General features: G+C 61.0%; 19 protein-coding genes, 1 tRNA gene and 1 riboswitch. Of the genes, 6 read left to right on the top strand and 14 right to left on the bottom strand.

The features are described from left to right. Positions 1-79: 79 nt before the first annotated feature. Positions 80-721: a histidine phosphotransferase ChpT gene (chpT, locus tag ACQY7U_RS15150; RefSeq protein WP_428645841.1), complete on the bottom strand. Its 642-nt coding sequence runs from the start codon at positions 719-721 to the stop codon at positions 80-82. A gap of 193 nt (positions 722-914) precedes the next feature. Continuing rightward, positions 915-1,373, bottom strand: a complete 459-nt coding sequence (locus ACQY7U_RS15145) for a YHS domain-containing (seleno)protein (protein WP_428645838.1) — start codon at positions 1,371-1,373, stop codon at positions 915-917. 167 nt (positions 1,374-1,540) lie between these two features. On the opposite strand from ACQY7U_RS15145, the gene ACQY7U_RS15140 reads away from it, so the two are divergent. The 3 genes from ACQY7U_RS15140 to ACQY7U_RS15130 all read left to right on the top strand — a co-directional run bounded on the left by ACQY7U_RS15140 (position 1,541) and on the right by ACQY7U_RS15130 (position 4,780). Further along, a complete protein-coding gene (locus ACQY7U_RS15140; RefSeq protein WP_428645835.1) occupies positions 1,541-2,146 on the top strand; it encodes a DUF1134 domain-containing protein in 606 nt (201 codons plus the stop codon). A 443-nt stretch (positions 2,147-2,589) separates the two neighbouring features. Further along, positions 2,590-3,942 carry a hypothetical protein gene (locus tag ACQY7U_RS15135; protein ID WP_428645833.1) on the top strand — a complete coding sequence of 451 codons (1,353 nt, stop codon included), beginning with the start codon at positions 2,590-2,592 and terminating at the stop codon, positions 3,940-3,942. A gap of 61 nt (positions 3,943-4,003) precedes the next feature. After that, positions 4,004-4,780 carry a DeoR/GlpR family DNA-binding transcription regulator gene (locus ACQY7U_RS15130; RefSeq protein WP_428645830.1) on the top strand — a complete coding sequence of 259 codons (777 nt, stop codon included), beginning with the start codon at positions 4,004-4,006 and terminating at the stop codon, positions 4,778-4,780. A gap of 144 nt (positions 4,781-4,924) precedes the next feature. Here ACQY7U_RS15130 and ACQY7U_RS15125 read toward each other — a convergent pair. Continuing rightward, positions 4,925-5,000 (bottom strand) — tRNA-Glu (locus ACQY7U_RS15125). 144 nt (positions 5,001-5,144) lie between these two features. Then, positions 5,145-5,501: a hypothetical protein gene (locus ACQY7U_RS15120; RefSeq protein ID WP_428645828.1), complete on the bottom strand. Its 357-nt coding sequence runs from the start codon at positions 5,499-5,501 to the stop codon at positions 5,145-5,147. Here ACQY7U_RS15120 and ACQY7U_RS15115 point away from each other — a divergent pair. Continuing rightward, entirely contained in the window at positions 5,500-6,525 is a 1,026-nt protein-coding gene (locus tag ACQY7U_RS15115) for an RluA family pseudouridine synthase (RefSeq protein ID WP_428645825.1), read from the top strand. The two genes, ACQY7U_RS15120 and ACQY7U_RS15115, sit on opposite strands and share 2 nt — an antisense overlap. 175 nt (positions 6,526-6,700) lie before the next feature. After that, positions 6,701-7,585: an RNA polymerase sigma factor RpoH gene (gene rpoH / locus ACQY7U_RS15110; protein WP_428645822.1), complete on the top strand. Its 885-nt coding sequence runs from the start codon at positions 6,701-6,703 to the stop codon at positions 7,583-7,585. Between the two features lie 154 nt (positions 7,586-7,739). On the opposite strand, the gene ACQY7U_RS15105 is transcribed toward rpoH, so the two are convergent. The 5 genes from ACQY7U_RS15105 to ACQY7U_RS15085 form a co-directional block, all read right to left on the bottom strand. Beyond that, positions 7,740-8,681 carry an ABC transporter substrate-binding protein gene (locus ACQY7U_RS15105; protein WP_428645819.1) on the bottom strand — a complete coding sequence of 314 codons (942 nt, stop codon included), beginning with the start codon at positions 8,679-8,681 and terminating at the stop codon, positions 7,740-7,742. 21 nt (positions 8,682-8,702) lie between these two features. Continuing rightward, positions 8,703-9,458, bottom strand: coding sequence for an ABC transporter permease (locus tag ACQY7U_RS15100; protein ID WP_428645816.1), 756 nt, complete (start codon positions 9,456-9,458; stop codon positions 8,703-8,705). 162 nt (positions 9,459-9,620) lie between these two features. Then, positions 9,621-9,727: riboswitch (TPP riboswitch) on the bottom strand. Between the two features lie 78 nt (positions 9,728-9,805). Next, positions 9,806-11,548, bottom strand: a complete 1,743-nt coding sequence (locus ACQY7U_RS15095) for a hypothetical protein (RefSeq protein WP_428645813.1) — start codon at positions 11,546-11,548, stop codon at positions 9,806-9,808. A gap of 258 nt (positions 11,549-11,806) precedes the next feature. Beyond that, positions 11,807-13,099 (bottom strand): adenylosuccinate synthase, encoded by a 1,293-nt coding sequence (locus ACQY7U_RS15090; protein ID WP_428645810.1) that lies wholly within the window; start codon positions 13,097-13,099, stop codon positions 11,807-11,809. 266 nt (positions 13,100-13,365) lie between these two features. Further along, positions 13,366-14,637, bottom strand: coding sequence for an MFS transporter (locus tag ACQY7U_RS15085; protein WP_428645808.1), 1,272 nt, complete (start codon positions 14,635-14,637; stop codon positions 13,366-13,368). Positions 14,638-14,802: 165 nt separating this feature from the next. On the opposite strand from ACQY7U_RS15085, the gene ACQY7U_RS15080 reads away from it, so the two are divergent. After that, the gene (locus tag ACQY7U_RS15080; RefSeq protein ID WP_428645805.1) at positions 14,803-15,699 is read left to right on the top strand and encodes a DMT family transporter; all 897 of its coding nucleotides are present in this window, start codon (positions 14,803-14,805) and stop codon (positions 15,697-15,699) included. Between the two features lie 106 nt (positions 15,700-15,805). On the opposite strand, the gene serA is transcribed toward ACQY7U_RS15080, so the two are convergent. From serA to ACQY7U_RS15055, 5 genes are all read right to left on the bottom strand, one after another. Continuing rightward, the gene (serA, locus tag ACQY7U_RS15075; protein ID WP_428645802.1) at positions 15,806-17,392 is read right to left on the bottom strand and encodes a phosphoglycerate dehydrogenase; all 1,587 of its coding nucleotides are present in this window, start codon (positions 17,390-17,392) and stop codon (positions 15,806-15,808) included. Positions 17,393-17,470: 78 nt separating this feature from the next. After that, positions 17,471-18,649: a phosphoserine transaminase gene (locus ACQY7U_RS15070; protein WP_428645799.1), complete on the bottom strand. Its 1,179-nt coding sequence runs from the start codon at positions 18,647-18,649 to the stop codon at positions 17,471-17,473. Positions 18,650-18,807: 158 nt separating this feature from the next. Next, entirely contained in the window at positions 18,808-19,602 is a 795-nt protein-coding gene (locus tag ACQY7U_RS15065) for an outer membrane protein (RefSeq protein ID WP_428645796.1), read from the bottom strand. Between the two features lie 212 nt (positions 19,603-19,814). Beyond that, the gene (glmM, locus tag ACQY7U_RS15060) at positions 19,815-21,158 is read right to left on the bottom strand and encodes a phosphoglucosamine mutase (protein WP_428645794.1); all 1,344 of its coding nucleotides are present in this window, start codon (positions 21,156-21,158) and stop codon (positions 19,815-19,817) included. 199 nt (positions 21,159-21,357) lie between these two features. Further along, a partial coding sequence (locus tag ACQY7U_RS15055; protein WP_428645791.1) for an ATP-dependent metallopeptidase FtsH/Yme1/Tma family protein occupies positions 21,358-22,438 on the bottom strand: 1,081 nt, incomplete at its 5' end.

Below are 22,438 nucleotides of genomic sequence, written 5' to 3'. Positions count from 1 at the left end.
AGAAGTCCATGAGAGCTAGGTTGACGGCAAACAGTTAAGATACGCTGAAGCAGCAGACGTCTTTTGAGCGCGCTTTTTACTACGCCGGAAGGGCCGTTATTTTTACCAATTCTTCTTGTTTATCTATGGTTAAGACCATACCCGTTTCGCGTGCAAGCAACAGTGTGTAGATGGGCTGCACGGAGTGTGCATCCACCCGCTCCGGCTCTTCTCCGCCCAGTGTTTCCTTCATTCCCAGCGGGATGCGCGGATTCAGACCGCTTGCGTGTAGCGTGAAGGAGGGCGACTGCGGCTCTCCGTCCATCTCGACCTTGATTTCACCACCGCGCGGAACGCACTGGTTGGCGATCAGAATCAGGTTGAGCAGGAGCTTGACGTAATTCTTCGGCATCAGGTGCCGGTTTACTTGCCAGTTTAGATCCGATTTTTCGTTTTCCATAAAACCGGACGCAACGACCTGGGCGTCCCCCAGATCGATCTCGGCCCCGGCCGAACCGGCCGCGCCGAAGGCAAGCCTTGCGAATTGCAGCTTTGCCGAAGCCTGACGGGCGCTCTTGCGGATGAGGTCCATCGCGAATTCGCGCATGTCCTCCGAGCCCTCTTCATCCAGTACTTCCAGACCGTTGGTAATCGCGCCGACCGGACTGATGATGTCGTGGCAAACGCGGCTGGCAACCAGGGCAGCAAGGTCGAGAGACGTAAGCTCTTTAAGTGCGGACATGACGTTTGAAGCTCTTCTAGAGGGGCTCGGCTGTGAACTGATTCGCTCAGTTTCGCAAAAGCGTTACACACACGCAGAGCCGCTGCCAAGGCGACGCAGGGTAGCTTTTCATGTCATCCAGATGAAAGTTTCAAAATGAGACACCTGATCGCCGACGAAGGGCAAATGCAGATGCAGCAGACCGGACCCGGGTTCAAAGATCCGGGACGCAGCCGACCGTACCGGCATTTCCGGCCGCACTCTTCATCAGCTGGGTCTGATTGGCGATGAAGAGAAACCGGTTGACCACGGAGTGGAAGAAGACCAGCCGCTTTTCGATAATCGCGTAGATGAACGGGTTGCCTTCGGTTGCGAAGCCCTCGGACAGGGCGAAGGCTCCGCATCCGGCAAAGAGCGGCGCATAGGCCTCCGGATCGCGCTGAAAGGCCGCCATGTTGCCTTCATTGACGAAAATCCATTCCACCCCGCCCCACTTGTATTCGTGTTGGCGGCTGCCCTTGCGTGGATGACCGTCGATGAAAAAGCTGACCGGGTCGTGCCCCCCGATCGCATATCCGGAAATCGGATCGGGAACAAAAATCGGGGGACGGGCATGACTATTCCCGGCAAAAACGCCCAGAAGCAGGGTCAATGCCAGGGAACGACACATCATCGTCTTTTTTTCAGGCCAGCTTTTCATTGATTCGGCTTATGTATTACCAACCGTATAGGATGCACGGAGACATGCGAATCAGCATGATGCCACGCCAGTTTATCATTGCGGCCCGTCCGTCCTGCAACAGCAAGCGCGCCCGTCTCTGTTACGAGGAGTTTTTTTTGATGGCACGAAGATCCCTGCAAGTAGCATCCCTGTTGTCGGCTGCGTTTCTGTGCCTGCTCTTGTTCGCCGCTCACACGCCCTCCCTTGCCCAGTCGTCCGGAAACCGTCCGATCCCGCCCGGAGAAACCTACGGTCAGGACGAAATTGTGAATGCCGGCCACAAATTCTTCGGATCCGTCTCTGGCGGTCTTGCATCGGTGGTCGAAAAGGCCTTTTCCAGCTACGGGGAGCCGAACGGTTACATTCTCGGTGAAGAAGGCTCCGGTGCCTTCGTCGCCGGTGCCCGCTACGGCGAAGGAAATCTTTATACCCGCAACGCAGGCACCCATAAGGTCTTCTGGCAAGGCCCGTCGGTCGGCTGGGACTTCGGCGCGGACGGCGCCCGGATGATGATGCTGGTCTACAACCTTCCCACCGTCAACTCGATGTTTGCCCGATTTGCGGGCGTCAACGGCTCGGCCTATCTGGTCGGCGGTGTCGGCATGACCGTTCTTCTCAAAAACGAAATTGTGCTTGTCCCGGTGCGGGCCGGTGTGGGGGCTCGTCTCGGCGTCAACATGGGCTATCTGAAATTTACCGAGCGGCCGACCTGGAACCCCTTCTAAACAGAACTGAAGGCCCTTGTCTGCGATCGCCACCAGGCTCACAGCCGGTTTCCCCACTCAGGGTGCAACAGCTAGAAATGCCTGCAGAACCGTGCTGGCGCATGGTGCAAAGGCTATGGCGCCGATGTTCAAAGCCTGGTTTCCTTCCTTCGGATCGTTCTGGTTAGAACCGCCTCCTGCGCTGCGATAGTGAAGGAAACCAGCGAGATTTTCTTCTCTATCACGCCTTGGCTTCAGTCCTTTCCCGAACGGTCCGAATGTACAATTTCAAGGGTCCGTACCCTTGGTTGCGAGCGGTTTCCGGATTTCAACGGACCCTAAACTTCCTTTCGGGTACAATCGAATGTGTCGATGCGGTTAGACACTTTGATTTCCGCGCCCTTGGCGGCGGACGCCGTGTCGTCTAATTATGGAGAACTGGGCGCAAGACGCGGGAGCCTGACTTGATTGAAGCAGCGATGTATGTGGCGTTGGGGTTTTGCACGGCCGGACTGATCGGCCTCGCGATCCTGCCTGCCTTCTATCGCCGGGCGGCCCGCCTCACCGAAGAAGCCTTGCGCGCGGTCAATCCTTCCAGCTACGCCGAAGTCCGGGCAGCTCAGGACCAGGCCCGGGCACAGCATGCGGTCGACCTGCGCCGTGTCGAGCGCCAGTTGGACGCCGAGCGTGAAAAGGCCGCCAGGTTTCAGATCGAAGCCGCCGGTCTCAAGGCGAAGCTTGAAAATCTCCAGAAGACCTTTTCCACCCGCGAAACCGAACTGGAGACCAGAGTTGCGGCGTTCGAGGGAGACCGGCATGCCGTTGACATGCTGTCGTCGGAAGTCAAATCCCTGAAGGAAAAGCTGGCCGAAGCCGAAAAAGCCCTGTCGGAAAGCTGGACGAAGGCCCTGGAGGATACTCCCCCGGCCAAAGGCTCCGGCGAGAAGGCGGAAGAGGCGGGTCTGCTGCCGGCGCAAGATACACTGGCCCTTGCCACCATCACCGGCCTGGAAGCGGAAGTTGCCATGCTGAGAGCACGGCTGGCGCGTTACGAACCGGTTGTTGCGAGCGAAGTGGAAACCTCCCTTGAAGAGGCGGCGAAGGCCCGTTTGGCCGAGATGGAACGCCAGCTCGTCGACATGGAATCCGATTATGTGGCAGCTCAGGCGGAGGTCACCCGGCTCTCGCTCATGCTGGAAGCCGCAGGCGCAAACGCAGGCGAAACCGAAATGCAACGGCGCCTGGCCGCGCAACTCGACAAGACCACCCGCGAAAACATCCGCCAACAGGCCGACCTGAAAGACAAGGAGTTACGGCTGGAACGTCTGTCAGGCCAGGTGCAGACCCTGAAGAAGGACCTGGAAAACGCGCCGGCCCTCGCCGCATTGCGCCAGGATTTCAAGGCTCTGGCCGCGAAAGTATCCGGATCAAAGGGCATCAAGCTGTCCACCAGTTCGCTGAAGGTGAAATCCCGGCACCCGGCAGTCTCCGCGAAGATTACAGCCGGCTCCGACATGGAGGCGGGGCAAATTCCCGCGCCCGGCGGCAACGTGAACGGCAGCCTCCCGGCCCGGAACGGATCGTCTCCCGCCCAGCAGACGGAAGGGGACCAAGCGGCCGCTCCGTCGAAACCGGCCGACATCGCTTCGGCCGCACAGGCCCTGGTCAGCCGGATCGTTGCCTCGAGCAGAAATTCGGAGGAGGCCCGGACATCGGCCGCTTCCACAGGCACACCGGTTGAGACCGGAACCGCTTCCGAACAGGAACCGGCCGGAGAAACCGGGCCACAAAAGCAGAAAAACAAAGTTGTGGCTTGATCTTATGCCTTTCAGGCGGTCTTTTAGGGTTTCTGTCTGCCGCCTGAAGAGCCCGCGATAAATGCTGATCGAACGTCACAACGCCATCCTGGAACTCGCCCGTCAGATGGGGCGCGTTAGCGTCGACGATCTGGCCAGACGATTCGACGTTTCGCCCCAGACCATCCGCAAGGACCTGAACGAGCTTTGCGAGCGACGCCTGCTCGCACGAACGCATGGCGGCGCCCTGCTGTCGTCGGGGATCGAAAACGTCGGCTACGAAGCCCGGCGGATCATCTCAAGCAAGGAAAAGGCGGACATCGGCGAGAGCGTCGCCGCGCTCATTCCGGACAACGCCTCGATCTTCATCAATATCGGCACCACGACGGAAGCGGTCGCCCAGGCCCTGTTGCAGCACCGCGGACTGATGGTGATCACCAACAACATCAACGTCGCCAGCCTGATGCGCGGATATTCCCAGATCGAGGTGGTGATCGCCGGTGGCGTTTTGCGCCATTCGGACGGTGGCATTGTCGGCGAGGCCGCGGTCGATTTCATGCGCCAGTTCAAGGTCGACTTCGCCGTTATCGGCGCCTCCGCCATAGATCCGGACGGTTCCCTGCTCGACTACGACTACCGCGAAGTGAAGGTCACCAAGACGATCATGGACAATGCCAGGCATGTAATCCTGGCAGCGGACAGCACCAAATTCGAGCGCACCGCCCCCGTGCGTGTCGGCCACCTGTCACAGGTGACCACCTTTGTCACGGATGTTTGCCCGGATCCCGCCTTCGAAAAGGTCGCCGCCGACGCGGAAGTGAACCTGATCCAGACAGGAACGCTGGAACGCCACAGCTAGAGCGTACCGCGGTCCTTGCGGTCCGAACCTCAAGCCAGATTCGTATCAAGGGAAGTAGCGCCGCAGTCGCGCCTGCGCTGCGCGCGAAAACTCTCTGCCTTTCAGGCAGATCGTCAACCTGTGCCGATTTCCGGGAGGGAAAGCTGGCACGCCCAACGGGACTCGAACCCGTGTTTCCGCCGTGAAAGGGCGGCGTCCTAGACCGCTAGACGATGGGCGCGCGGTGCTTCGGGAGGTCTCAACCTCAAGCCGAGGACCGTGCGTATAAGGCTGCTCAGCCGAAGACGCAAGTCCTTTTTCGCATTTTTTTGACGCTGCCCCGCATTTCTCACAGTTGCATCGCCAAATGTCCGTTCAGGCCGTCTCAGCGGGAGACGAAATCCGTCCGGCCGAGCTGTTTTCCGGTCACCGGATCAAAACGCAACAGCGCCGTTTTGCTGCCCTCGCGCACAAGAACCAGCAGAAGATCATCGGCAAGCGTTGCCTGGAGAACATCCGCTTCGGGGCCAACCGCCACCGTTGCGGCAAACTCCGCATTCGCCGGATCGGACTTATAAGTGTTGATCTTGTAGATAATTGCTGCAAAGACAGCGATAAATCCGGCCACCATGACCAGCGACGATCCGAGCAGCAGGCGTTTCAGCTTTGCCTGGACCCGCAGGGCGGCGGGGTCGAGCGGCGTCTCATCCGGACCCGTGTCCCGAAATTCAGGTTGTGACATGACAGACAATTCCCAAGAAGATCCGGCCGGTCTGGACACGGAGTACAGTTTAACGATCGATGCAGCCGATGCCGGAAAACGGCTGGATGCGGTGTTGGCGGCCCATCTGGAAGACCTTAGCCGCAACAGGATACAGTCCCTGATCAAGTCCGGAGACGTCACCGTCGGCGGCGCGAAAATAGTCGAGGCGAAATACCGGGTCAATGAAGGCGATGCGGTTACCCTGACTTTGCCCGAAGCCGAGGACCCCGACCCCAAGGGCGAGGACATCCCGATCTCGGTCGTCTACGAGGACGAACATCTGATCGTCGTCGACAAGCCGGCCGGGCTGGTGGTGCATCCGGGTGCCGGCAACTGGACGGGTACGCTGGTCAACGCGCTCATCCATCATTGCGGCGACAGCCTGTCGGGAATCGGCGGCGTCAAGCGGCCGGGGATCGTTCACCGGATCGACAAGGACACTTCCGGCCTGCTGGTTGTCGCCAAGACGGATCAGGCCCACAAGGGGCTTGCGGCGCAGTTTGCGGACCATGGCCGCACCGGACCGCTGGAACGGGCCTATTCGGCCTTGGTCTGGGGAGCGCCGTCGAGCCTCAAGGGCACTGTCAACGCCAATCTGGCACGCTCGCAGGCGAACCGGCAGAAGATTGCCGTCGTCAAGACCAGCGGCCGGCATGCCATTACACACTGGCAGGTCAAGGAACGGTTCGGACGGCCGGACGAGCCGGCTCTCGCCTCGCTTGTGGAATGCCGCCTGGAAACGGGACGCACCCACCAGATCCGCGTCCACATGGCCCATATCGGTCATCCGCTGATCGGCGACAACGACTACGGCTCGGGATACAAGACCAAGTCCAACCGCCTGGAAGAGCCGCTCAAGAGCCTCATCGACGGCTTCGACCGGCAGGCTCTTCATGCCGGATTGCTGGCATTCGAACACCCGGTAACGGGCAAAACTTTGCGCTTTGAAAGCCCTTATCCGGCTGATTTTGCAAATCTTTTGTCCGGATTACAAAAATTTTAGGAAGCATTTTCGTTTTCCCGCCATGCAATCGGCCAATTCCAACCTATATTAGAAGCTCTTGTGTGCCTGAACGGACACTATTCTGCGTCCGCCTTTTCTCCGAAATGGCTTGCTTGCGTGAACCTGCGGGGCGGCCGGAGCGAGGGGACGCGACTGACGAAAGGGGGTGCATGCAATGGCCCAGAACGTACCGACGCTTACAGCCGGGGAAGGTGGTCTCAGCCGTTATCTGGACGAGATCCGGAAATTCCCGATGCTGCAGCCTCAGGAAGAATACATGCTCGCCAAGCGCTACAAGGAGCATGAAGACCCTGAAGCGGCCGAGCGCCTGGTCAATTCACACCTGCGTCTTGTCGCGAAAATTGCCATGGGATACCGCGGATACGGCTTGCCGATCGGTGAAGTCGTCTCGGAAGGCAATGTCGGTCTGATGCAGGCAGTCAAGCGTTTTGAACCCGACAAGGGGTTCCGCCTGGCGACTTACGCGATGTGGTGGATCAAGGCGGCGATCCAGGAATATATCCTGAGATCCTGGTCGCTCGTGAAGATGGGCACCACCGCGAACCAAAAACGTCTGTTCTTCAACCTGCGCCGCCTGAAAGGCAAGATCCAGGCCCTGGACGAAGGCGATCTGAAGCCGCATCAGGTGACGGAGATCGCAACCAAGCTCGGCGTCTCGGAAGAGGAAGTGGTGTCGATGAACCGGCGCCTCGGCGGAGATGCCAGCCTCAACGCACCCGTGCGAGCTGAAGCCGATGCCGGCGAATGGCAGGATTGGCTCGTCGACGAAAGCGACAGCCAGGAAACACTGCTGGCCAATCAGGAAGAGCTGGACATGCGCCGCAAGCTCCTGAGCGATGCCATGGATGTCCTGAACGAACGCGAGCGCCGCATCTTTGAAGCCCGGCGCCTGTCGGAAGACCCGATGACGCTGGAAGACCTTTCCGGCGAGTTCGGCGTCAGCCGCGAACGCGTCCGCCAGATCGAGGTCCGAGCCTTTGAAAAGGTTCAAAAGGCCGTTCGCAACAGCGCCCGTACACAGGAATTGCCCGTGGCCTGAGGCAGCAATTTGTCGTGAATTCCAAAAACGCCGGAGCCCTCGCTCCGGCGTTTTCGTTTTGCCAACAAAGAGATTTGACCAGAACCCATTTGGGAAGAGATCCTGGCAGGAAAGGACGTCGCAACGAAACGGCACCTTTCCCGAAGTTCCGAAATCAGCGGATCTCGACGGCGTAGGTTTCAACCGGCACAACTTCCTTGATCAGGCCTGCCTCGGCCATGAATTCGGCAAAGCGCCGATACCGTCCGGCATCGAGCGCGGCCGGCCGCTTGGCGAAGCGCGGCAGTGTGTCGGCCCAGGCGCGCTTGTTGAGTTCGTCGTTGAGGTTCGGATAGGCCTCGATGAAGGCGTTCCATGCCTCTTCGGGGTGGTTGGTCAGAAAGATCGTTGCAGCTTCAACAGCTGCCAGGAACTTGGCAAAACGCGGATCGCCGGTCTTGTCCTTGTTCACCACGTAGATCAGTTCGTCAAAGACCGGTACGCCGTTTTCTTCCGGGAAGAACGCCTTGCCAGGCTTGCCCTCGATTTCCATCTGGGTCAGCTCGAAGTTGTGGTAGGCACCGATGACCGCGTCGACCTGGCCCGACATGAGAGCCGGCGACAGCGAGAAGTTGACGTTGATGAGTTCAACGTCGTCGACAGACAGCCCGGCGGAGCGCAGCATCTGGCCTAGCATGGCATCCTCGAAACCGGACACCGAAAAGCCAACAGTCTTGCCCTTCAGGTCCTTGAGATCCTTGATCGGACCGTCCTTCAACACAATCAGGGAATTGAGCGGCGTTTCCACCAGCGTGCCGATACGCATGAGCGGCAGGCCTTCCTCGGCATGGGCGTGCATCGTCGGCTGGTAGGAGATGGCGATATCCCCCTGCCCGGCCGCGACGAGTTTCGGCGGCATGGCCGGATCCGCCGGTTCCACGATTTCAACCTCAAGACCTTCGGCTTCAAAGAAGCCCATGGTCTGCGCAGTGATGACCGGTGCGTGGTCCGGATTGGTAAACCAGTCCAGCAGCACGGTCAGTTTTTCAGCGGCCTGTGCCGGAGCGCTGGCGAGAAGCCCGGCGGCAACGGTGAGCGAAAGGAGCGTCTTTTTCATTCAATCCTCCAGAATTGGCGGTCAGTCTTCGACCTGCCAGGGAACAAGGAACCGTGTGAGGTGATCGACGGTGTAGCGCAGGGCCAGCACCATCAAAGCAAGCAGGATGACGGCGGCGAAGAGAACATCGGTGTTTCCACGGGCATTGGCCTGCAGCATGATGAAGGCAAGTCCGCCCTTGGCGCCTGCCCATTCGCCGATCACGGCGCCCATCGGCGCAAAGACCACGGCGGCGCGCACACCCGAGGAGAAGGCAGGCAGGGCGGCTGGAAGGCGGAAAACCCACAGCTCCTGAAGGCGGGTCGCGCCATAAAGCCGGGCAAGGTCCGACAGGCCGGTATCGAGACGGCGCAGGCCGTCGTAGACCATGGAAGTGATCGTGAAGAAGATCACCAGAACCGCCATGACGACCTTGGAGGACACGCCGAATCCGAGCCAGAGCACCAGGATCGGCGCCACGACGAAGACCGGAAGCGCCTGTGTAATGAAGACCGAGGGCATGATCACCCGTCCGGCCAGCGGAAACAGCCAGACGGCGATGGCCAGCAGCGCACCGCAGGTAATGCCGAGGCCGAACCCGAGCAGGGTTTCATAGGCCGTGATACCCGCATGATGCAGCAGGAAGCCGGCGTTTTTCGGGAAGGCTTGCAGCACTTCAACCGGTCCGGGCAGCAGATAGGACGGCGGCTGCAGCACCCACACGAGCAGCGCCCAGGTGCAGAAGAGAACGGTCGATCCCGTCAGGAATTTCAGACATACGGTCAAAGCTGCCTTCATGACGCCCTCCTGCCGAGAGGCGGCGCTTCCGAGGCTTCAAAAACGGCGCTGTCCTTCCGTGGAAACAGACGCCGCCGATATGGCAGACACATACGCATAGGATCTCCCGCCTTCGGAGCAAGGTCTGTCGACCCAGCCGAAAATGACAATGGAGATCCGGGAATAGGCTAAGGATTCCGTCCCTTCGCCGGCATGACCCGGATCAGGTTCTAAGGGTTCGGCTTTTGGCCATCTCAGCTCCGGCTCCCGGAGCACCCCTCGGACCGGGCAGGAACATGCCCTGCCTCAACGAAAAAAGCAAGCCGGTGTCTCCGGCCTGCCGAAATGTTCACGAAATCAGTCTGCCGTCAGCCGGCCTGCCAGGAGGTGATCGCCTGTTCGACGGCCTCTTCGCCGGTCGGGCCTTTTTCCAGAGTCAGGATGCCACGCTTGCCGTTTTCATACAGCATCGGGATATCGATCCAGCCGCGTTCGCGCAGCAGGGCCATGTTGCGCTGCTGTTCGTTCGGAAGGCTCGACAAGGCAATCCAGAAGAAGCCCGGCTGCACCTTCACCGAAGCGCCGATCAGGGCATCACCCCGTGCTTCCTCCGTCGGCTTCATGACCAGGCCCGGAACGTTGACGACATCGCCCGCCGCAAAGTCTTCCGGGAATTCATATTTGATCTCAACCAGATGACTGGCCGGCAGAGAGGTATCGTCGTTCGGCTTGATGCGGATATCGACCTTGACGTCGCGCTCGGGAATATCCACCGAGGCGCTCAGCACGGACTGCGACTTGCCGTCCAGGTTGGTCACCTTCTCGATGTTCCAGACAACGGCTCCCTGCGCAGCCGTACCCGCTCCGCCCGCATCGGCACCTTCCTCATAAAGAATGGAGCGTTGTGCCGCCGTGGCCGTTCCCGTGGCCGGGGCGGCAGGAGCCGATTCCACCGGAGCGACAGCCGCAAGGTTGTCTTCGGAGACGGGTTGCGGTTGCTCCGCGTCGGCCTCGAGCGCGTCCGGGGCGGCCGGCTGTGCCGGAACCGGAGCCGGTTCGCTTTCCACGCTGGTCACGATCGACGGCTGGGCAGGAGCCGGGGCAGGTTCTGACGGTTGCGGTGTGATCGTCGTGGTCGTGACCGTCCGGGCATCGGGCGCCACGACCTCGCCGTCCTCGTCGCTCAACAGACGGTCGGTGTTCTTGGCCTGCTCCTCGTCATCTTCCGGCGCGGACAGCGCGACGTCTTCGGTGGAAGAAGCACCGATGTCTGCCTGCACCGGATCGGACTGTGCGAGCGGAGCATCGCTGGCAACCTGATCGCCAGAGGGCAGGATCAGATAGGCGCCGATGGCGACAAGCGCCAGTACCAGAACCGCGGCAAGGGCGATCGGCAGGATGCGGCTGCCCGAAGAGCCTTCGCCACGCAAGGCATCAGAGGCGCTTGGCCGTTCCCGACGGGTCCGGCCAGCCTTTGCGCGCCTGTTCGAGGTCTGCTCCGCACTCTCGTCCAATCTGGAGGCGCCGGCATGGTCAGCCGCTTCGTCCTCGGGCTCGAAGAGCCCGTCGTCTTCCGGAACCGACTGGTCGAAAGAAGGTTCCTGACGCTGCGCGGATGTGTCCAGCGGAGCCTGCTCGCCGGCAGGTTCGACGGCGTCCTTGACATTCTGAACGGCCTGATTGGCCGCCGAACCAAGCGCTTCGGCCTCCGACAGGGTGTCCTTGAGCGGAGACGGAATGTCCTCTTCCGGCGCGGCTTGAGGCGTTTCGTCGATTGGTGCGGGGGCGTCTGCCGGATCCACGCTGGCGGCTGCCGGTTCGGGAGTTGAAGCCGGCTGAGCAGCCGGCTGCGGCGCAGGAGTTTGAACCCTGGGAGCAGCAGGTCCCAGCCCGAGCGTTTCGCGCGCGGCTTCCGCCTCGACCTTGCGGATCGCTTCTTCAAGCCGCAGTTGCTCCGCCGTGATTTCCGAGGGGGACAGCGGAGGTTCATAGGCCTTGAGCTGATTGACAATGGCGTTGCGCGCCCGGCTGTATACGCTTCTGCGGGCGGCACCATTGCTTTCCGGCAAAGACGCGATCGTTTTCTTCAGAATTGAATAGTAATCAGCCATCTTCCTGCCTACCGGCCAACTGCAAGGACCTGATTTGCGAGCCTGAACTTTCAGATCAATGTCAGGCTTATAGCAAGTTTTTGAAGACCGGTGCTATTTCTTCAACTTCCTGCTTGAACGGCAAACCCCTGCAGTACGCTTGTCCTGTCACATGTTTTGTTCAACGCATTCCTGCGTTTGATAATAGTTGAACAGGCGCGCCGTGATTCGCAACGCGCCTGTACTCTTGTCATTATTGCGCGCTCATGCGCAAAGATCTCAATCCTGGAACGGATTCTGCACAAGAATTGTGTCGTCACGTTCGGGGCTGGTCGACAGAATTGCAACCGGTGCGCCGATCAGTTCTTCCACATGGCGGACATATTTGATCGCCTGGGCCGGCAGGTCCGCCCAGGTCCGCGCGCCCTCGGTCGATTCCTTCCAGCCGGGAAGCGATTCATAGATCGGCTTGACGCGTTCCTGCGCGCCCTGGGACGCCGGCAGATAGTCGATCTTCTCGCCGTCCAGCTCGTAGCCGATGCAGATCTTGATTTCGTCCAGGCCATCGAGCACGTCGAGCTTGGTCAGTGCGATGCCGTTGATACCGGAGGTGCAGACCGTCTGGCGCACCAGCACGGCATCGAACCAGCCGCAACGGCGGCGGCGGCCGGTGACGGTGCCGAATTCATGGCCGCGGGTACCCAGGAATTCGCCGACTTCATTCTGCTGTTCGGTCGGGAACGGACCTTCGCCGACGCGCGTCGTATAGGCCTTGGTGATGCCGAGCACATAGTCGATCGAGCCCGGGCCGAGGCCGCAGCCGGTGGCGGCCTGCCCGGCCACCGTGTTGGACGAGGTCACGAAGGGATAGGTGCCGTGATCGATGTCGAGCAGGGCGCCCTGTGCGCCCTCGAACAGGATGCGCTTGCCTTGGCGGCGCAGATCGTCCAGCAGGTACCAGACCTTGTCCATGTAGGGCAGGACCTTGTCGGCGACACTCGTCAGCTCGTCATAAATCGCCTGGGCGGAAATCTCTTCCTGGCCAAGACCGCGGCGCAAAGCGTTGTGATGCGTCAGAAGGCGGTCGATCTTGGCAGGCAGCGTGTTGAGGTTCTTCAGGTCCATCAGCCGGATCGCGCGGCGGCCGACCTTGTCCTCATAAGCCGGGCCGATGCCGCGTTTGGTGGTGCCGATGCGGGTTCCGGTGTTGGAATTCTCGCGCAGGGCATCCAGTTCGCGGTGCAGCGACAGAATAAGGGTGGCGTTTTCGGCAACACGCAGGGATTCGGGCGTCACGACCACACCCTGCTTGCCGAGGCGTTCCACCTCGTCGGCGAGCGCATGCGGATCGAGCACGACACCGTTGCCGATGACCGACAGTTTGCCTTCGCGCGCGACACCGGAGGGAAGAAGGGAAAGCTTGTAGCTGACACCATCGATCACCAGCGTGTGACCGGCGTTGTGTCCACCCTGGAACCTTACGATGACATCGGCCTGTTCCGACAACCAGTCGACAATCTTGCCCTTGCCCTCGTCACCCCATTGCGAACCGACAACAACCACATTCGCCATCTAGACTTTGCTCTCCTGAAGCAGCTTTCCTCACCCCGGGCCGAAGCCCGTGGCGCCAACACGACAAGCCCCGGTGACCTGACCGGGGCAAACGGCGCGGACTATAGACAGGTTTCGAAGCTCTTGCGAGTCTTCGAAAGGGGAATGGCGCGCATTTGCGTGTTTTTTTGGTCGCGCACCGCGGAGCGGGACAATTCGCCGCCGGTCACGGCGGATGTCTGCACTCATATCCTGCAAACGCCGGGTGACCCGAAGCAAGCCGCCCGTTACCTTGCCTCCCTGTCCTTGTCCTCCAACTTGTCGCTGCGGGCAAGCCTGAAGATCATCGGAGACGTTCTGAGCAGCCAGACGAACCGGTGGCGCTGACTTGCCGGCACCGCTTCACGGCTCAAGATGCGTATGAAGATAAAGACGACCAGCGACAGATGAAGCGTTGCTGTGTAGATGAAAAACGCAGCCGGTTCGAAGATTTCCATCACCAGTGAGGCAATGAACGGCCCGGCCACCGCACCGACGCCATAGGCCAGCGTCAGCCCCGCGACCACGTCGACAAACTGGCCGGGCTCCGCGTGATCGTTGGCATGTGCCGCACAGAGGGAATAGAGCGGGAGCGCAAACCCTCCGAAAAGAAAGACGCCGGCAAACAACTCGAAGCGGGACGAGGCGCCGGAAATGAACAGACAGGCAAGTCCCGCGCCGACCGTGAACACGCCGAGCACGTGGCGCCGGTCGAGCCGGTCGGAAAACCAGCCGGCCGGATATTGGAACACGGCACCGGCGAAGACCCAGATCGCGATGAAGGCTGCGACGGCATCAAGCCCAAGGCCCAGGGTTTCGGCATAGATCGGACCGATCATGCGGAAGGCGCCGTTGGTCAGGCCGATCGTGAAGACGGCGACAAGGGCCACCGGCGAAACCCGCCAGAGCATGAATGGATCCACCAGACGGGCGGGAGGCGCCGGGGGATTCTTTTCGCGGGTCAGTGAAATCGGAACCAGAGCGAAACAGAACAGGATCGCAAGGACGATGAGAATATCCGGTCCGACCGGACCGAAGACCGGCAGCACGAACTGACCGCCCATGACCGCCATCATGTCCACGATACGATAGACGGACAGGATGCGTCCCCTCGAGGCGTTGGAGGCAATGGAGTTCAGCCAGCTTTCCAGCACCATCGCGGTTCCGCAGAAGGCCGCGCCGCTGACAAGCCGCACACCCATCCAGAGCCAGCCGGCCGGCGTGAAGGCAATCGCCAGAACGGCGATGGCACTGATCGCGGCAAGCGTCGAAAACACGCGGATATGACCGGCACGGGCGATCAGGAAAGGGGTCAGCAGGACCCCGAGGATCAGTCCGGCAAAGTAGGAGGACCCAAGGAGACCGATCAGCGCATCGGACAGCCCCTCCGCCCTCGCCCGCACCGAGATCATCGTCATCGAGAGGCCGTTGGCTGCCAGCAGACAGGCAGCCGCAACGAGCAGGGGCGCAATTCGGCCGGCAAGCGACCTGGTATCGGCAACCGAAGCAACGTGTGTCATGAATGAAGAACTTTCCGGAGCCGCGCGAGCGGTCAGACAGCGATTTTCACACTCTTGCTGGAGTGAAAGGGCTGCGCAAGTCCACTGGAATCGCTTTTCGGGTGTTTTCCGGTTTTCCCGGGTGATATCCGGGAGACAGTCCCAACGGTTTCATCGAGTTGCCCCATGCCTTTTCGACACTGGATCCTGCTGATTGTCCTTGGCGCCATCTGGGGCGGTGCGTTCCTGTTCGCCAAGGTGGCCGTCGCGGAGATCCCGCCCTTCGTCCTCGTTTTCTTCCGTGTTTCCATCGCCTGCACGGTGCTGCTGACGTATCTGTGGGCCCGGGGTCTCCTGTCCGGACTGGAGGCGAAACATGCCCTTCCGTTTCTCGTCATGGGCCTGCTCAACAATGCCGTGCCCTTTTCCCTCCTGTTTCTCGGTCAGACCGTGATCGGCGCCGGGCTGGCCTCGATCCTCAACGCCACCACCCCCGTCTTCACGGTACTGGTCGCAAGCGTCGTGGTGAAACAGGAAGCACTTCAGGCCAACAGGGTTGCCGGTGTGGTTCTGGGGGTCGCCGGTGTTGCCGTCATGCTGTCGAGCAGCCTGTCCGGACTGGCGACGGATCCGGTCTGGGCACAGCTTTGCTGTCTTGGAGCCGCGCTTTCCTATGCCCTTGCGGCGACCTTCGCCAGAAGGTTCAGGTCCATGCCGCCGCAAGTCGCCGCCACCGGACAGCTTCTCGGCTCCAGTGCGATCATGCTGCCCGTCGCGCTTCTGACGGCTTCCGGCTGGACCGTTTCCGACCCGAGCCTGACCACCTGGTTGAATGTGCTGGCGCTCGGTACCGTTGCCACGGCCCTTGCCTACCTGATCTATTTCCGCCTTCTTGCGGAAGCGGGCGCGACCAATGCGTCGCTGGTGACGCTGCTGGTGCCGGCAAGCGCCCTCTTTTTCGGCTGGCTGATCCTCGGAGAAAAGCTGAGCGCCTTGCAACTCGGCGGCTTCGCCGTGCTGCTGGCGGGTCTGGTCGTCCTGGACGGGCGGCTCCTGCAACGGCTCGGACCGAAACCGGCCTGAGACTATTTCCCGGATTGCACCAGCTTCCCGCCGGCCGTGAAAAACACGAAGGCCGGCACCGCGAAGCGTGCCGGCCTTCCGCTCAAAACGAGGGAATTGCGTCCTCTCAGAACTTCAGCGCCTTCACCTGCCTGACGTGGGAAACGGCTTCCAGGCGCGCCATGACCTCGTCCGGCACTTCGCCGTCGACCTCGACAAGGCAGATCGCGTCCTTTCCGGCGGCAAGCCGGCCGAGGTTGAAGGTTGCAATGTTGACGCCGCTGTTGCCGAGTTCCATGCCGAGATGACCGATAAACCCGGGTTTGTCCTCATTGGTGATATAGAGCATATGTTCGCCGAGCTCGGCCTCCATATCGATGCCCTTCACCTGGATGATCCGCGGCTTTCCATCCCTGAAGACCGTGCCGGCGACGGAGCGTTCCTGGCGCTCGGTCATGACGGTCAGGCGCATATAGGTCTCGTAGGCGCCTTCCTTTTCCCGGCGGATCTCCTCCACCTTGATGCCCCGTTCTCTTGCCAGAATCGGCGCGGAAACCATGTTGACCGTCTGAAGGAGCGGCGTCAGCAGACCGGTGAGAGCGGCGGCCGTCAGTGCCTGGACGTTCATTTCGGCGACGGCGCCAGCGTATTCCAGACGCACGCCCTCGATGCCCGTTTCCGTCAGCTGGCCAGCGAAGGATCCGAGTTGTTCGGCCAGGCGCACGAAGGGCGCCAGTTGCGGCGCCTCTTCCGCGGAGATCGAAGGCATGTTAAGCGCGTTGCGCACGGCGCCTTCCAGCAGATAGTCGCACATCTGTTCTGCCACCTGCAGGGCAACGTTCTCCTGGGCCTCGGAGGTCGAAGCCCCCAGGTGCGGCGTGGAGACGAAATTCGGCGCGCCGAACAGAACATTGTCGATGGCCGGCTCCTCGACGAAAACGTCGAATGCGGCACCGGCCAGCTTGCCCTCGTCGAGCGCAGCCCGCACGGCCGCTTCATCGGCCAGCCCGCCGCGGGCACAATTGATCAGATAGGCGCCTTTCCGCATCTTCGCGATCGCAGCCGCATCGATGATGTTGCGGGTCTTGTCCGTCAGCGGCGTGTGCAGGGTGATGAAATCCGACCGGCGCAGCAGGTCGTCGAGTTCGACCTTCTCGACACCGATCGCCATCGCCCGTTCCGGCGTCAGGAACGGATCGAAGGCGACGACCTTCATCCTGAGACCGATGGCTCTGTCGGCGACAATCGAGCCGATGTTGCCGCAGCCGATAAGGCCGAGGGTCTTGCCCGTCAGCTCCCGGCCCATGAAACGGGACTTCTCCCACTTGCCAGCCTGCGTGGAGGCATCGGCTGCGGGAATCTGCCGGGCGACCGACATCATCATGGAAATCGCATGTTCCGCGGTTGTGATGGCGTTGCCGAAGGGCGTGTTCATCACGATGATACCGCGCGCGGTCGCCTTGGGAATATCGACATTGTCGACCCCGATGCCGGCCCGGCCGATTACCTTCAGGTTGTCGGCGGCGGCAATGATCTTTTCGGTCACCTTGGTCGCGGAGCGAATGGCCAGACCGTCATATTGGCCGATGATTTCCCGGAGTTTTTCCTTGTCCTTGCCAACCTCGGGAAGAAAATCGGCCTCGATGCCGCGGTCCCTGAAGATCTGGACGGCAGCGGGCGACAACTTGTCTGAAATCAGTACCTTGGGAGCCATGAAAACCTCTCCTTGAATACGAGAAACGATCCGGGCGGCAGCCCCGCCCGGCGATGTGTCGTTGTAGGGAGAACGTGCTCAGGCAGCCTGAGGCAGTTTCGCTTTTTCCGTGTCGAACGCCCAGTCGAGCCAGGCCGTCAGCGCCTTCAGGTCGCTTGCTTCGACGGTCGCCCCCGCCCAGATACGAAGTCCGGACGGCGCATCGCGATAGGCGCCGATGTCATAGGCAATGCCTTCGGCGTCCAGCAGGGCGGCAAGCGCCTTGGCAAAGGCGGCCTGCCGGTCGGCGGGAAGCGCCAGAATGCCCGGATCGGTGACCTTCAGGCAAACGGAGGTGTTCGAGCGGGTCGCCGGATCGACCGCAAGGAAATCCACCCAGCCTGTCTTTTCGACCCAATCGGCCAGCACCGCGAGATTGGCGTCGGCCCGGGCCTGCAGCCCCGCAAGGCCGCCAAGGCCGTCGGCCCATTTCAGCGCATCGATATAGTCCTCGACGCAGAGCATGGACGGCGTGTTGATGGTCTCGCCCTTGAAGATGCCCTCGATCAGCTTGCCGCCCTTGGTCAGGCGGAAAATCTTCGGCAGCGGCCAGGCCGGCGTGTAGCTTTCCAGCCGCTCGACCGCCCGCGGGCTCAGGATCAGCACGCCATGGGCAGCTTCACCGCCCAGAACCTTCTGCCAGGAAAAGGTGACGACATCGAGCTTGTCGAAGGCAAGGTCCTGTGCAAAGGCCGCGGAAGTCGCGTCGCAGATCGTCAGGCCTTCCCGGTTCGCCGGGATCCAGTCGCCGTTCGGCACCCGCACACCGGCGGTGGTGCCGTTCCAGGTGAAGACGACGTCGTTGGAAAAATCGACGGAGGAGAGATCCGGAAGCTCACCGTAAGGGGCTTCGAGCACCCGTGCGTTGTCCAGCTTGAGCTGCTTGATCACATCGGTGACCCAGCCGGAGCCGAAGCTTTCCCAGGCCAGCATGTCGACGCCGCGCGCACCGAGCAGCGACCAGAGCGCCATCTCGACGGCGCCGGTGTCTGAGGCCGGGACGATACCGATACGGTAATCATCGGGAACCTGAAGTACCTTGCGCGTCAGCTCGATGGCTTCCGCCAGCTTGGCCTTGCCCGGTTTCGCACGGTGAGAGCGGCCCAGGGGTGCATCGCTCAAGTTCTCGAGCGACCAGCCGGGGCGCTTGGCACAGGGACCTGAAGAAAAATTGGGATTGGCCGGACGCACGTCCGGCGTGACGGTGAGTTCTGTCATATCTGTCTACCCTCGCAGATAGTAGCCCCTCGTTGGGGAGGGGTGGCCCACCTATGGGGATAGGGCGTTCTCGCGGAGCGGTCAATTCAAATCGGCAAGGAACGCAAAAAGGCCGGTCGAAACGACCGGCCTTTCCGCTTTCGATGATCCGGGCAGGATCAGAAGTTGCTCGTGATCGGGCCCTGCGGCTCGTAGTAGACCGGGCCGGCGGGAGCCGAGGCGGTGTTGAACGTGTAGCGGGCACCGAGACGGAACTCGTGAGCGGTGAGATCTTCATATTCGATGCGGGTGTTCTGGCCGCCGGTCGCGAACTTGGCGGACTGGGCGTCGCCGATGTTCAGGTAACGGTAACCGCCATCGAGCGCCAGGTTCGGCGTGATGTCGTAAGACGCACCCGCCATGAGAGCCCAGGCGAAGTTCCACTTGCTGTCGCCTTCGTAGGTGCCTGTTGCGCCGCCGCCGTTGTCATAGGTGATGTCGCTGGTCGTCACGTAGGACGCACCGACACCGGCACCGACATAGGGCGTGATCCGGTTCCAGGTGCCGATGTCGACGTAACCGTTCAGCATGAAGGTCCAGACGTCGATGTCGGCTTTTTCGACCGAATAGCTGCTGCCGCAGCTGCCGCAGTAGGCCTTGGCTTTCACCTCTGCAGGAAACTCATAGTCGATCGTCAGGTCAGTGCGCAGGAAATTGTTGAACTTGTAACCGACACCGGCTCCCATCATGAACGTGCCGCTCATGTCTTCGTCATAGAAGTCCAGGGTGCCGTACTTCAGGTCCGGCGTGGAATAGATCTTGTATCCGATGTCGCCGCGCAGATACCAGCCACCGACAGCCGGTACTTCGGGCACGTGTTCAATAACCGGTGCCGGCAAGTCCGCCGCATAGCTTGCTGTGGACACTGCAATGGCAAAACCGGCCAAAGACAAACGCTTAATAAAATTGTCCATGTCCTCGTCCTCTTCAGTGAGCGTCCGCTCTAAACGATGGCCGGACACATCAAACTTGCAGAGATCATGAGGGAAATTCATTAAAGGTGACTTAACTCTGTTCTTTAACCGCGTTTTTTTACCTTAAATTTTTCTTAACAAGGTCAAGTTGTTCGTCTCAAAACAAAAAAGCCGCCCCATTCGAGGCGGCTTGATAACGAGATGGATAACCGTCAGGCGGCCGCGGAGGCGACCACGCCGGCAATGTCGTTGACAACCTGACTGACCAGGTCGGCGTCATCCCCTTCCGCCATGACACGGATGAGCGGTTCGGTGCCGGAGGCGCGAATCACCAGACGACCTGACTTGCCGAGGCGTGCCTCGCCGTCTTCGATGGCCGACTTGACCAGATCCTGTTCCAGCGGCCTGCCGCCCTTGTAGCGGACATTTTTCAGGATCTGCGGCACCGGTTCGAACCGGCGGCAGACTTCGGACACCGGCCGGTCCTGGTCCTTGACGCAAGCCAGAACCTGAAGCGCCGCGATCAGGCCATCGCCGGTGGTGGCGAAGTCGGAGAGGACGATGTGACCGGACTGCTCGCCGCCGACATTGAAACCGTTTGCCCGCATGTGTTCGACGACATAGCGGTCGCCCACCTTGGTGCGGGCAAGGCTGAGTCCCAGGCTTTCCAGATAGCGTTCCAGACCGAGATTGGACATCACCGTCGCAACGATGCCCGGCGCGGACAGACGTCCCGTCGCCTGCCAGGACTGTGCCACCACGGCCATGAGCTGATCGCCGTCGACCTCGGTGCCGTTCTCATCGACAATGATGACCCGGTCGGCATCGCCGTCGAGCGCGATGCCGATATCGGCCCTGACCTCATGCACCTTGCGCGACAAGGCGGCGGTTGAGGTGGAGCCGCACTCCTTGTTGATGTTGAAGCCGTCCGGTGAAACGCCCATGGTGATCACGTCCGCCCCAAGTTCCCACAAGGCTTCCGGCGCCACCTTGTAAGCAGCCCCGTTGGCGCAGTCGATCACGACGCGCAGGCCTTCCAGGCTCATTTCGCGTGGCAAGGTACGTTTGGCGAATTCGATATAGCGTTGCTGGGCTCCGTCGATCCGCTTGGCCCGGCCAAGCTCTCCGGCGCTCGGCAACCGCGCGCTCAGGTCGCTTTCCACGAGTTCCTCGATGGACTTCTCGATCTCGTCGCTGAGCTTGAACCCGTCGGGTCCGAAGAACTTGATGCCGTTGTCCTGATAGGGATTGTGAGAGGCGGAAATCATCACGCCGAGATCGGTTCTGAGAGACCGCGTCAGCATGGCAACCGCGGGTGTGGGCATGGGCCCCAGGAGGAAGACGTCCATTCCGACGGAGGTGAAGCCGGCAACCAGTGCGTTTTCAAGCATGTAGCCTGACAGGCGCGTGTCCTTGCCGATGACCACCCGGTGGCGGTGACCGCCATTCTTGAAGACCAGACCGGCCGCCATGCCGACCTTCAGTGCCATTTCAGCAGTCATGGGATAGGAATTGGCCTGACCGCGAATGCCATCGGTCCCGAAAAACTTGCGCATCAAATCTGTCCGTTGATTTTTCTCTTGCGCTCTTTTAGCGCAATTGAGCTGGTCCGCGCTTCAAAATATGTGAGCAATTGTTACTATTCACTAACAAGCTGGCGGATCCGGTGCCTGTTGCGGTCAATACGGGTCCATGCCCTCATACGAAAAATGCCCGGCAGAGCCGGGCATTTTGTTTTCATCCGCGTCGTAGGGCTCAGGACTGCGGTTGCGGCTCCATACCGCCGCTGGTCTCGTCGCCACCGCGTTTCGCACCAGCGGTCGGCACCGCTGAGGACCGCCCGACCGGCTGGTCGTCGTCCGTGTCGCGAACAGGCGGCTTGCCCTTCAGCAGCCCCTGGATCTCGTCACCGGAGAGGGTCTCGTATTCCAGAAGGCCCTTGGCGATCGTGTGCAGCTGATCCTCGTGATCGCCCAGGATCTTCTTCGCGGTTTCATAGCCCTGGTTGACGAAGGACTTGATTTCCGCATCGACGATCTTCTGGGTGTCTTCGGAAACGTTCTGGTTCTTGGCAACCGAATGGCCCAGGAATACCTCTTCCTGGTTTTCGCCGTAAAGCAGCGGTCCCAGCTTGTCGGACATGCCGAACTGGGTTGCCATCGCACGGGCAAGCTTGGTTGCCATCTGGATGTCGCCGGTGGCGCCGGAGGTAACCTTCTCGTAGCCGAAGATCATTTCCTCCGCGACGCGTCCGCCCATGGCAACGGCAAGATCCGCCTTGCACTTGGCGCGGGTCAGCGAAACCTGATCCTTTTCCGGAAGGCGCATCACCATGCCGAGCGCGCGGCCGCGCGGGATGATGGTCGCCTTGTGGATCGGGTCGGAGGCTTCCTGGTGAAGCGCGACGAGCGCGTGACCGGCTTCGTGATAGGCGGTCAGTTTCTTTTCTTCCTCGGTCATCACAAGGGTGCGGCGCTCCGCTCCCATCATGACCTTGTCCTTGGCGTCCTCGAATTCGGCCATGGTCACCAGACGCTTGGAACGGCGGGCGGCCAGCAGCGCGGCTTCGTTGACGAGGTTCATAAGGTCCGCGCCGGAGAAACCGGGAGTGCCGCGGGCCAGCGTCTTGACGTCGACGTCCGGCGCCAGCGGAACCTTGCGCATGTGGACCTTGAGGATCTTTTCGCGGCCGGTGATGTCCGGGTTCGGCACGACGATCTGACGGTCGAAACGGCCGGGACGCAGCAGAGCCGGGTCCAGAACGTCCGGGCGGTTGGTCGCCGCAATGATGATGATGCCCTCGTTCGGCTCTAAGCCGTCCATCTCGACCAGCAGC

The sequence above is a fragment of the Roseibium sp. genome, from assembly GCF_050301095.1.
Taxonomy (GTDB): Bacteria; Pseudomonadota; Alphaproteobacteria; order Rhizobiales; family Stappiaceae; genus Roseibium.
This window is presented reverse-complemented; position numbering and strand designations above follow the sequence as displayed.

Coding starts and splice junctions, on each gene's coding strand:
- chpT (WP_428645841.1), bottom strand. CDS start 721: ATGTCCGCACTTAAAGAGCTTACGTCTCTCGACCTTGCTGCCCTGGTT.
- ACQY7U_RS15145 (WP_428645838.1), bottom strand. CDS start 1,373: ATGATGTGTCGTTCCCTGGCATTGACCCTGCTTCTGGGCGTTTTTGCC.
- ACQY7U_RS15140 (WP_428645835.1), top strand. CDS start 1,541: ATGGCACGAAGATCCCTGCAAGTAGCATCCCTGTTGTCGGCTGCGTTT.
- ACQY7U_RS15130 (WP_428645830.1), top strand. CDS start 4,004: ATGCTGATCGAACGTCACAACGCCATCCTGGAACTCGCCCGTCAGATG.
- ACQY7U_RS15115 (WP_428645825.1), top strand. CDS start 5,500: ATGACAGACAATTCCCAAGAAGATCCGGCCGGTCTGGACACGGAGTAC.
- ACQY7U_RS15120 (WP_428645828.1), bottom strand. CDS start 5,501: ATGTCACAACCTGAATTTCGGGACACGGGTCCGGATGAGACGCCGCTC.
- rpoH (WP_428645822.1), top strand. CDS start 6,701: ATGGCCCAGAACGTACCGACGCTTACAGCCGGGGAAGGTGGTCTCAGC.
- ACQY7U_RS15105 (WP_428645819.1), bottom strand. CDS start 8,681: ATGAAAAAGACGCTCCTTTCGCTCACCGTTGCCGCCGGGCTTCTCGCC.
- ACQY7U_RS15100 (WP_428645816.1), bottom strand. CDS start 9,458: ATGAAGGCAGCTTTGACCGTATGTCTGAAATTCCTGACGGGATCGACC.
- ACQY7U_RS15095 (WP_428645813.1), bottom strand. CDS start 11,548: ATGGCTGATTACTATTCAATTCTGAAGAAAACGATCGCGTCTTTGCCG.
- ACQY7U_RS15090 (WP_428645810.1), bottom strand. CDS start 13,099: ATGGCGAATGTGGTTGTTGTCGGTTCGCAATGGGGTGACGAGGGCAAG.
- ACQY7U_RS15085 (WP_428645808.1), bottom strand. CDS start 14,637: ATGACACACGTTGCTTCGGTTGCCGATACCAGGTCGCTTGCCGGCCGA.
- ACQY7U_RS15080 (WP_428645805.1), top strand. CDS start 14,803: ATGCCTTTTCGACACTGGATCCTGCTGATTGTCCTTGGCGCCATCTGG.
- serA (WP_428645802.1), bottom strand. CDS start 17,392: ATGGCTCCCAAGGTACTGATTTCAGACAAGTTGTCGCCCGCTGCCGTC.
- ACQY7U_RS15070 (WP_428645799.1), bottom strand. CDS start 18,649: ATGACAGAACTCACCGTCACGCCGGACGTGCGTCCGGCCAATCCCAAT.
- ACQY7U_RS15065 (WP_428645796.1), bottom strand. CDS start 19,602: ATGGACAATTTTATTAAGCGTTTGTCTTTGGCCGGTTTTGCCATTGCA.
- glmM (WP_428645794.1), bottom strand. CDS start 21,158: ATGCGCAAGTTTTTCGGGACCGATGGCATTCGCGGTCAGGCCAATTCC.